The following is a 9,820-nucleotide window of genomic DNA, read 5'->3' as shown; positions in this document are numbered from 1 at the left end:
TCGGTAATAATTTGATAATTGGTAACGACAACTCCTTCTAGGTGAAGTAGCTCGGTCATTAACTTTAATTGTGGATTTGATGGCATAAGTATAGCTTGTGTCTAAAATTGCTGGTCTTGGCTGTCTATATTTTAAACAATAAATTGCTGTATTGCAAGCATAGTAAGCTTTTAAAGATAAATTATTGTTTTATTGGTCAGCAATAATTGTCTGTTTTTTCTTTAATTTTACATGACAAGTTCGGAAGAGCCAATAATCTCGTTTTTGGCTATTATATTAAATCTTAACTCGATTGTCTATTTTTTGGCATTAACCTGTTTGTGCCTTAAGTCTTTTCCTGTATGGATTTCAGCTACTTTTGAGCTTAGGTACTCTCATCGAATTTTATTTTAAGTTAATTATTTGCATAACAATTCCCGAAGAGCCTAAGCACCTAAACAAAATTATCTGCACACTCCCAATCTTGAAAGCCTTGCGCAGCAAGGCTTTAAGCGACAGGTATGTGTAATTAATTTTACGCCAGGTAATACCAAATTTCTAAATCCATGACAGACATCCACGCTCGAATGCTTGCCTAGCCGGTATTCGTTGTGACGCGAATAAAGAAAAATGGTAAGTAGGTAGGCACAATTATTTGTAGGATGGGTTAGCGGTAGCGTAACCCATGCGGGCGTTGGGTTTCATGCTTCAACCCAACCTACGTTCATTTTATATTTAATTCCACCCACCTACTTATAAGACGTTAGATTAAAGCTGGCTTGATTTGCTATACTGTCCCTGTAGAAAGTAGCCTAACTTAAAGGCAGATAGATTAGCCTAAGTGAACACGTCCCCCAAAGAGTTTGTCGATGCCCTCGACTTATCGAAAATTTGGGTTAAAACCCCGTCCTTTTAGGACGGCTTTAAGCTACAATGGAAAAAGCGATAACCAGGCTAAAAACTGAACCTTGACAACAGATAGTAGGGGGTTTTGTTCAGAAAAGAATTCAAATTCGGCCTTGAACGAGTAAAACTTTCTAGGAAATAAGGTTGAACATTAGATTTTTTCGACTTGTTCAAAGTGGCCGTCCGGCATCCGGACACTCAAAACGGACGTGGAGAAAGTGTCAGACTTAAGCAATTAAGCGTTTTTCGCTATCTGCGTCAACCCCATTGACGCGACCACCCTAAAAAAGTGGCGTGGTGAGGAATCGCCGTCCGTTTTACGGCGGCGAGGATGTCAACTGGGATCGACAGCGGTGCTACTATCTTTGTAGCCATGAAAATTAACTTGTTGATTTTCCCAGAACTTTGCACTGTTCAATTACTTTGATTATAGCATGATGGATATTAACGTTTACATTCTGACATGGTGTCAGCAAGATGAAAATCTGTATGGCACAACTCTAGTTTTTAAAACAATAAGAACTGGTTTTCCTAATGCCCATATCCATGTGGTAGATAATGCCAGCCTTCTATTTGCTCGATTTCGTGTACAACAACTAGCAAAAGAGAATGATGCTAAGTTTACACAGTTAGAACGAGAAGTACCTCATCATTACTTTATGGAGCAAATTATGTACGAACAAGATAAAGGGATAGCTGTTTTTGTTGATCCAGATATATGCTTTTGGACAAACGTTGAAAATTGGAATTTTAGTAAACTGATAGCAGGACGATTGATTCCCAAACACCGATGTGAGTTTAGTGGTTGTATAACGCATCCTCGTCTTCATACTTCTTTATTATGGATTAATGATATGGCTGCCTTACGAGATGCTATACAAACCTTACAGGCTCAGTTCTTTGAATTTTCTCCTTTTCGTCCATTCATGTGGAAATCTGATAACATTTGGCAGCGTTTTGATACTGCCGCCAGCTTATATTCTGCCCTATCAAGTCAAACATATAAATTTACACCAAAAGAACTTGATTTGTACGACCACCTTTTTTGTGGTACTCACTTCAACTTGGTTGCTTCTCAAATATCTCCTGAGTATGCTTTTAAGTATAAAGAAATGCACACAAAAATAAAGAGTGATCACTTGGTTTTAAAAGGAGCGTGGAAGATCCAAGACGCTTATTTCCGTTCTTTGGTAATTGATTGACATCTTTTATTGTTAAAGTAAAGGTCATAGATTTAAACCATCTAAAGCGGTTCAGATCCAAATCTTGTTTTTTGCCGATAAATGTTTCTAATTTATCGTTAACTGGGGGACTGCAAAGGCGGTGGGCGAATCGACCTTTAAACACTTTTGCTGAAGCCTTGGAAGCTTTTCGAGTAGCGATGTCTTTCCGTTTCTTTGAGTGGCTGACCGAGAATCGGGATGTGTTTGCCGCTTACAAAGTCAGTTTAGGACTTGTTTGGGCTTAAATTTTGTTTAAGTCCCACTAATGCCATCCGAAACGGCTTCGCTGGCGCACCCTTTTCTTCTAGGCGGTACATTTGTCCGGTTCGAGGAATCTGCAAGGGTTTTGAGGTATTAGACCTCTTGCAAAAGTCTTAAGTCGATCCTTGTACAGCAACATTTTTGAAGATTATCAACTACTAATAAATAATTAACTGAAAGTCCCTCCCATTATTGTTTCTATCGTTTGTTTTCGGATTTATGCAAGAGGTCTATTTTAGCAGATTTCCTTGTCCCTGGAGTACCCTCAATCGGGGTAAAACCCTTACCTCGCCTAGATTTCACTTTTATTCAGCAAGCCCTAAGTACTTATACTTATTGTATTATAAAGATTTTTTCAGTATCCTTTAACTAGGACACTGGAAAAACTGGCTTCTTTTCTAAGGGGCAATAGCTTATGAATCTTGAAGAAGCCTTGGGTTTGGCTGAGAACTTAATTTTTCAGCGATCTGGCCAACATTTGAGCGATCTTGAACGGTTAATTTTTCAGGCATCGTGGACTGAAAATCGGCTTTCCTATGAAGAAATTGCTAAGACTTACAAATATTCGCCCAATTACCTCAAACAAGATGTGGGTCCTAAACTATGGAATCGTCTGTCTGAAGCCTGTGGAGAAAAAGTCAAAAAAAACAATTTTCGATCTGTTTTAGAAAGACATAAGGCTAAATTCCTTGATATTACCCCAATTAAAGACTCGGACAAGCCAATTTTACCGACTTATCCCCTATCGCAGCCAAAATTAGGGCAAGATTGGGGTGAAGCCCCAGAAATCTCGGTATTTTATGATCGTCAAGAAGAAATTGCTACCCTTAAACAATGGATTATTGGGGAACGAGTTCGTTTAGTTGCACTGTTCGGAATAGCCGGAATTGGGAAAACCTATCTCTCAATTCAGTTAGCCAAGGAAATTCAGGGCGATTTTGATTGGGTTATTTGGCGTTCCTTGAGTCAAGTTATGTCAATGAGAAAACTTCTACTTGATATTTTGTCAATTATCGATCAAGATCAAGAAAACAAAGTTTTAGTAAGTGTTGATGACCAAATTTCCCTATTAATTGAGCATTTCAGACAACAACGCTGTCTGGTCATTTTAGATAATTGTGAATCAATTATGTCCAGGGGAGTTCAGGTAGGATCTTATCAAGATGGTTTTCAAGAATATGAAAATTTCTTCAAACGAATAGGGGAGAGTTCCCACCAAAGCACTTTAGTAATTACCAGTAGAGAAAAACAAAAAGAAGTTTCTTTAATGCAAGGGGAAACTTTGCCAGTTCGCTCTTTAGAGTTAAACGGATTAAGTGTCCCAGCTAGTCTTAAGTTAATTCAGCTAAAAGGCTGCGACAGTCAATCTCAATCTGACTCCCTCATGTTGATTGAAAAATATGGTGGAAATCCTCTCATTCTTAAATTAGTTTGTGGAATTATCAAAGATTTATTTAATTGTAATGTTAGTAGTTTCTTGCAAGAAGAAACTTTTTTTGTTGATGAAATATCAAATTTATTTGAGGAACAGTTTATTAGATTATCTGATTTAGAGCAAAATATTCTTTACCGTATAGCTTTAAATCAAGAGTCTTTACTGATCGATGATTTAAAAGCAGAAATTTTTCCCAGTATTTCTCAACAAAATTTACTCATAACATTAAAATACTTAACTCAGAGATGTCTAATTGAAAAATATCAAAATAAGTTCTCCTTACATCCGTCCATTAGAGAGTATTTAATTTATCGATTGATCAATCAGATCACTAGGGAGATAGAAACGGCAGAAATTAATCTTCTTAATCGCTATGCTCTTCTCAATATTCAAGGAAAAGAAAATATCAGAAAATTCCAGATCAGATTAACAATAAAACCTCTCGTTGAAAACCTGTTATGTATTTATCAGACTGAAGAAAAACTTACTGAGCGATTCAAGGAAATCCTCCGCACTTGGCAAGAACATAATCCTCAAAAACTTGGATATGTAGCTGGTAATATTATTAATATTTTTGGTTATCTTAATATCGATCTAACTGGTTATGACTTCTCCCATCTTACCCTGTGGTCTAGTTATCTTCAAGATACCCATTTACATCAAGTTAATTTGGCGTATTCCGATTTGAGTAAATGCGTATTTGCCAAACAAATAACCAGTATTTTATCAATTGCCTTAAGTCCTGATGGACAAATTCTTGCCACAGGAGATGTCAACGGGGAGATTCATTTCTGGCAAGTGGCAGATAATCAACTTTTATTGAGTTGTAAAGGACACACAGAATGGGTTCACGCAGTTGCCTTTAGTCCAGATGGCAAAATGCTCAGCAGTGCTAGTAGTGATCAGACGGTGAAATTATGGTCTGTTGAGGATGGTAGTTGTTTATACACCTTTTTAGGAAATAATTGCCGCATCTATACGGTTGCTTTCAGCCCCGACGGAAAAATCTTAGCCAGTGGTGGCAATGACTACAATATTACTCTCCGAAGTGTGGATACTGGAGAATGTTTACAAACTCTGAACGGACATGAAAACACTGTTTGGTCAATCGCTTTTAGTAAAAACGGCAAAATGATTGTTAGCGGTAGCGAAGACCATACTCTCAAGTTGTGGGATACAGAAACAGGTCAGTGTTTGCAAACATTTAGCGGACATCGCCAATGGGTTCGCTCTGTCGCGTTTAGTCCAGATGGTCAGCGTTTAGCCAGTGGTAGTGGCGATCGCACCGTCAAAATTTGGGAGATTAACCAAGGCCAGTGTATCTTTACACTTGAAGGTCATACGGAGCGAATACGTTCAGTAGCTTTTAGTCCTCAAGGAAACTTGCTGGCCAGTGGGGCAGGAGATCACACCATTAGAATCTGGGATGTAGAAGAAGGGAAATGTCTCAAAACCATCCATGGTCATAATAATCGCCTAACTTCAGTGCTATTTAGTTCAGACGGTACTATTTTAGTAAGTGGGGGCGAAGATCGAGCCATCAGGTTTTGGGAGGTTAACACAGGCCAATGTTGGAAAACTTGGCAAGGATATGGTAGTTGGATTCAATCAGTAGCCTTTAGTCCTGATGGCAAGACACTTGCTAGTAGTGAAACACGAACTGTTAGACTCTGGAAAATTGAGACGGGCCGATGGTCGAAGCTAGAAGGACATAAAGGATGGGTCAGTTCGATCGCTTACAGTCCAGATGGAACTTTGTTAGCCACCGGGAGCAGTGATTATAGTGTTAGATTATGGGACACTAAAACTGGCCAGTGTCTAAAAACTTTATTGGGACATACTCGCTGGATTCGGACGATTACATTTAGCCCAGATGGTTTGACCCTAGCTAGTTGTAGTGGTGATGCAACGATTAAACTTTGGGATATTACTACAGGTCATTGTCGAAAAACGTTACGGGGTCACACGGGCTGTTTATGGTCGATCCAGTTCAGTCCTGATGGACTTACTCTCGTTAGTGGTGGTGAAGACAAAACAGTAAAATTGTGGGGGGTTGAAACTGGGGAATGTTTGACTACTTTTACGGGACACGGTAGCTGGGTTTTGGCGGTGGCTTTTAGCCCAGAGGGGAATCTGATCGGCAGTGGTTCTTGTGATTCTAAGATTAAACTATGGAATGTCCAAAGCGGCAAATGTTTAGCAACCCTTCAAGGTCACGATAGTTGGATTCAGACCATTGCGTTTAATCCTCAAGGCGACATTTTAGCAAGTGGTAGTTGCGATCATACCATTAAGCTTTGGGATATGCCTTCAGGTCGAGACCTTGCCACCTTAACAGGCCATGAAAAGTGGGTTTTATCGGTTGCTTTTAGCCCTGATGGACAATTGCTTGCTAGTGGGGGACAAGATGAAACGATTAAGCTTTGGGATCTTAAAACGGGTCGATGTTGTAAGACGATCAGAACTGAACGCCCCTATGAAGGGATGAGTATTGCTATGGTTCAGGGATTGACCGAAGCTCAAAAAAATACCCTAAAATTTTTAGGAGCGAGCGATTGACAGTGTTTATGAGTGGCAAAGTTGCTAAGTTTTAATCGATAAAATATCTTGGATAGATTTTACTTCTACTGGATAGATATCCTGTAGTTTTTTGATCAAATTAGATTCAATAAATTGCCATTGATCGCCTGGGGTATATCCACTAAATCTCGAACGACAAATATCAATTAATTTAGGCTGGATTTTATTCTCAATGAGAAAGGTGCTAAACTTCTCGATTCTTTCAAGAATTTCTGCTTGTGAAACTTTTAATGCTCGGTCTTTTTCGAGAACAGATTCCATAATAGGCCGCTGCATATAAAAGTAAGATTTACCATTTTTCTCTTTCATCTTAGCGGTTCCACCTAGCTTAATCCGAGTCGGATCATAGGGGTTATTTAAGAAAGATTCATAGGTTTCTTTACTCACTTCTATTTCCCAAACTTCTCCCGCTTGGTTATCGCAAGAAAAATAGTCTAGATCGATATCCACAACTACAGTTTTTTCTTGATTGACAAGGGAATCTGTCGTCGTGATTAATTTATTTTTTAAAGGTTTTCTATCGAGATTAAAGAGTCCCGCCTTGTTGACATCTTCGGTTACAAATAAAATTTTTCCTTCCGCATTTAACGAAAAAACGTGATTCATGACCTCGGTTTGTTCAGTATTATGGGTTTGTCTTAACCAGTAAAGTTCATTAAAAATCCCCTGATAAATACTGGGAATAATAAAATCTGCAATTCCCAATTCTGTATAAGTAAAGTTATAAATATTTTCTAAGTCACCATTGAGTGAGTTAAGAGAGTGGGATAGATTAGGAGTACCAAAGTCCGAATGTTCATCAACATGAAGTAAAAGGTTTTTGTTGGGCGGAATCCATCCGTTTAAGACAGCATAGTTCCAAATAAAAAATGCTTCGTGGTGTTCTTCCATGATTAACAAGGGAATAGCTGACATAGATTTCTCCTGTAATTAGATAATTATCCAGTTGACAGATTAGCTAAAATAACGGTCTGTGTCAAGACAGAAAAGTTCAGGTTTCTTCAGCTAATTTTTCCCACGTCTGAAGCCAGCGGCTCTTTGTAGTTGAGCAAATGAACGATTATAAGTAATAATAGCATTGATTAAATTGTTCTGAGCCCGAACTAAACGATTTCGTGCATCGAGTACTTCCGTTTGGGTATTAACCCCAAGATCAAAACGGATTTCGGCTGCTTGAAGTGCCTCTTCCGCTCGCTTGATACTTTGAGTAGCCGTCTCAATATTCCTTAATTGGGGTTGTAGCTGATAATAGGCCCTTTCTACTTCTAGGCGAATGTTATTCGCTGTTTCCGAATACTGCTGCTCGGCGATTGCCATCCCTGTGGCGGCTTGTTTCGCTCTAGAGGTTGCGGCTCCCCCGTCAAAAAAAAGCCAGTTAAAGTTTAAACCGAAAGCATAACCATCCTCAGTTCCCTTTGGGGTAAAGGGATTGGGATCTTCAGTGGCAAGGGATAATACATTATATTCAGCAAAAAGACTGAGGCTTGGTCTGATAGCAGCTAAGGCTAACTGTTGCTCGGCACCACTGCGTTGACGTTGGGCTAATCTTTGCTCTAGCTCCACGCGGTTTTTAAAAGCTAAGAGGATAGTTTCATCTAAAGGCAACTGCCATACTCCAGTTTGACTGACGGGATCAGCCGATGTCGGGGTTATCGAAGCAGGCAAATTCAAGATAGTTGCTAAATTTCGACTGGTTGTTTTTTGGATTGCTTGATTATTACGCAGTTCCTGAATGGCATTATCTAAATCGACTTGAGCATTGAGTAAATCCAACTTAGTAGCTAAACCAACATTGAGCATTAATTCGATGCTTTCAAGTCTTTTGCTTCGGTCATTGACATCGTTCTGGAAAATCAACACCTGAGCATCGGCCTGTTGTAAATCGTAATAAGCAAGAGCTACATCTAGGATTAATTGATCTTCTATCCTCGTCACTTCCAATTCATTAATTCTTAGGGTTTCTTTGGCCGAGTTAATGTTAGCCTGTCTGCCAGGAGAATAGATTTTATAAGATAATGAGAGTTTTCCATCTACTGTTGTCGTGACAAAATTACTAATTTGGGAAATACTTTGTCGTGTCGATGCAATCTGATTCTGCTGTAACTGCAATGAAGTTTGAGCTTGTTGCAAATCCCTCGTTAAAAATTCTAGCTCAATGCTTTTTTGGATTTGGGTCTGTCCAGCTAATTGAGTTACGGCTGATTGCGGGACAAAAAAAGGACTTAGAGCTTCTATTTGTTGCGCTAAATCGGGAGCTATATCGGTGGGGGGAGAGGGTACAATAATGTTGTTAATTTGGTCTAATTCCTCTTGCTTGGCATTAACCCGCCCTTGCAGAAAATTAACAAGTGCTTGGCTATTTTGTAGCTGTGTTTCAAAACCATTGAGGGTGGCGATTTGCTGTTTTTCGTTTGCCTGAGCGGCAAGTTCACCACTAGCCGATAAAACCCGCGTTGCTGTTGTAGAAAATGATAAATTAGGATACAGAGCAGCCATAGCTTCTGCTAACCCGGCACGACTTGATTCTAATTGGAGGATGGCTATTTTTAATTGCTGATTGTTGCGCTTTGCTAGTTCGATTGCTTGTTCTAAAGTAATGGCTATTAAATGTTCTTGACTTTGCTTTATGTCTTGTTCAGTTGGCAAAAGCAAGGGGCTAGGGTTGGAATTTAGCTCGGAGGGAAAACTCTGATTTTGTTTCTCCATTGTAATTTCTACAATATCATTACTAATTTTTTTCGACTTTCTCTCAAGATAATTTTGTTTTTGCTGCAATAGTTTTGGTTCAAAGTTAGTTTTTCTGCTGCTATTTTTAAGTGAATATACATCTGGAAATTGGTTTGAAAAACTTGTTTGTACAGGATTTGCTTTCGCCAATTCTACCTCTGTCAAACTCAAGATCAATATTGAAGAGTTGACTAAAATTTCTCTTAGCATCGTTTTTAGTTAATTGTTTTGGTTTTTCAACAGATATTATATCATGCGCCAATTCAAAAATGAAACGCATCAGCCTTAAGAGTTGATAGTGAACTACTCTCAAAGTCCTTGAGAGCTTCCTAAGCTAAACGGCTTTTACTTCGGATCACCGATATAGACTCCAAAAGAGTTATAGCTATTGGATCATGCAGGTTAAGCGCCGTTTAGCTTATTTCACGGGGGATTGCCTCAAGACGGACTTACGCCCAGCTTTTGGTCTTATACCAAATTTCTACTACTACCGAATCATTACCTGCCGAATCAAGAGATGGAAACAGAGGAAAAACCAGATAATTCTCAGACGCAATTAAATGAGATTAGAAATTATGTTTACCACTAAACCGATGCTGAGAGGGGGACAAGCGAGCTAGAAGGTAGATAGGGCAAGCGATATCGCTCTTTGTCCTTTGATGTAATCCTTCAACCGATAGCGGCTAATTTGCATTAACTCTTCTATATT

General features: G+C 39.0%; 4 protein-coding genes and 1 pseudogene. 3 read left to right on the top strand and 2 right to left on the bottom strand.

From position 1 onward, the window contains the following. Positions 1-1,319 precede the first annotated feature (1,319 nt). From H6G48_RS05290 to H6G48_RS05280, 3 genes and pseudogenes are all read left to right on the top strand, one after another. Entirely contained in the window at positions 1,320-2,087 is a 768-nt protein-coding gene (locus H6G48_RS05290) for a hypothetical protein (RefSeq protein WP_190719814.1), read from the top strand. Positions 2,088-2,185: 98 nt separating this feature from the next. After that, a pseudogene (locus H6G48_RS05285) lies at positions 2,186-2,353 on the top strand (IS701 family transposase); the annotation flags it as partial. A 431-nt stretch (positions 2,354-2,784) separates the two neighbouring features. Next, complete coding sequence (locus tag H6G48_RS05280) at positions 2,785-6,363, top strand: WD40 domain-containing protein (protein ID WP_190719811.1); 3,579 nt, start codon at positions 2,785-2,787, stop codon at positions 6,361-6,363. Between the two features lie 24 nt (positions 6,364-6,387). Here H6G48_RS05280 and H6G48_RS05275 read toward each other — a convergent pair whose 3' ends face one another. Together H6G48_RS05275 and H6G48_RS05270 are read right to left on the bottom strand one after the other, a co-directional pair. Then, entirely contained in the window at positions 6,388-7,299 is a 912-nt protein-coding gene (locus tag H6G48_RS05275; RefSeq protein WP_190719808.1) for a peptide arginase family protein, read from the bottom strand. 90 nt (positions 7,300-7,389) lie between these two features. Then, the gene (locus tag H6G48_RS05270; protein ID WP_190719805.1) at positions 7,390-9,090 is read right to left on the bottom strand and encodes a TolC family protein; all 1,701 of its coding nucleotides are present in this window, start codon (positions 9,088-9,090) and stop codon (positions 7,390-7,392) included. Between the last annotated feature and the right edge of the window lie 730 nt (positions 9,091-9,820).

The sequence above is a fragment of the Microcystis flos-aquae FACHB-1344 genome (genome assembly GCF_014698375.1).
In the GTDB taxonomy this organism is placed as follows: domain Bacteria; phylum Cyanobacteriota; class Cyanobacteriia; order Cyanobacteriales; family Microcystaceae; genus Microcystis; species Microcystis aeruginosa.
Note: the sequence above shows the minus strand (reverse complement) of the source record. Positions and strands in the feature narration are given on the sequence as shown.

Excerpts from the sequence above, each read along its gene's own strand:
- H6G48_RS05275 (WP_190719808.1), bottom strand. The coding sequence starts at position 7,299 with ATGTCAGCTATTCCCTTGTTAATCATGGAAGAACACCACGAAGCATTT.
- H6G48_RS05270 (WP_190719805.1), bottom strand. The coding sequence starts at position 9,090 with ATGGAGAAACAAAATCAGAGTTTTCCCTCCGAGCTAAATTCCAACCCT.
- H6G48_RS05280 (WP_190719811.1), top strand. The coding sequence starts at position 2,785 with ATGAATCTTGAAGAAGCCTTGGGTTTGGCTGAGAACTTAATTTTTCAG.
- H6G48_RS05290 (WP_190719814.1), top strand. The coding sequence starts at position 1,320 with ATGATGGATATTAACGTTTACATTCTGACATGGTGTCAGCAAGATGAA.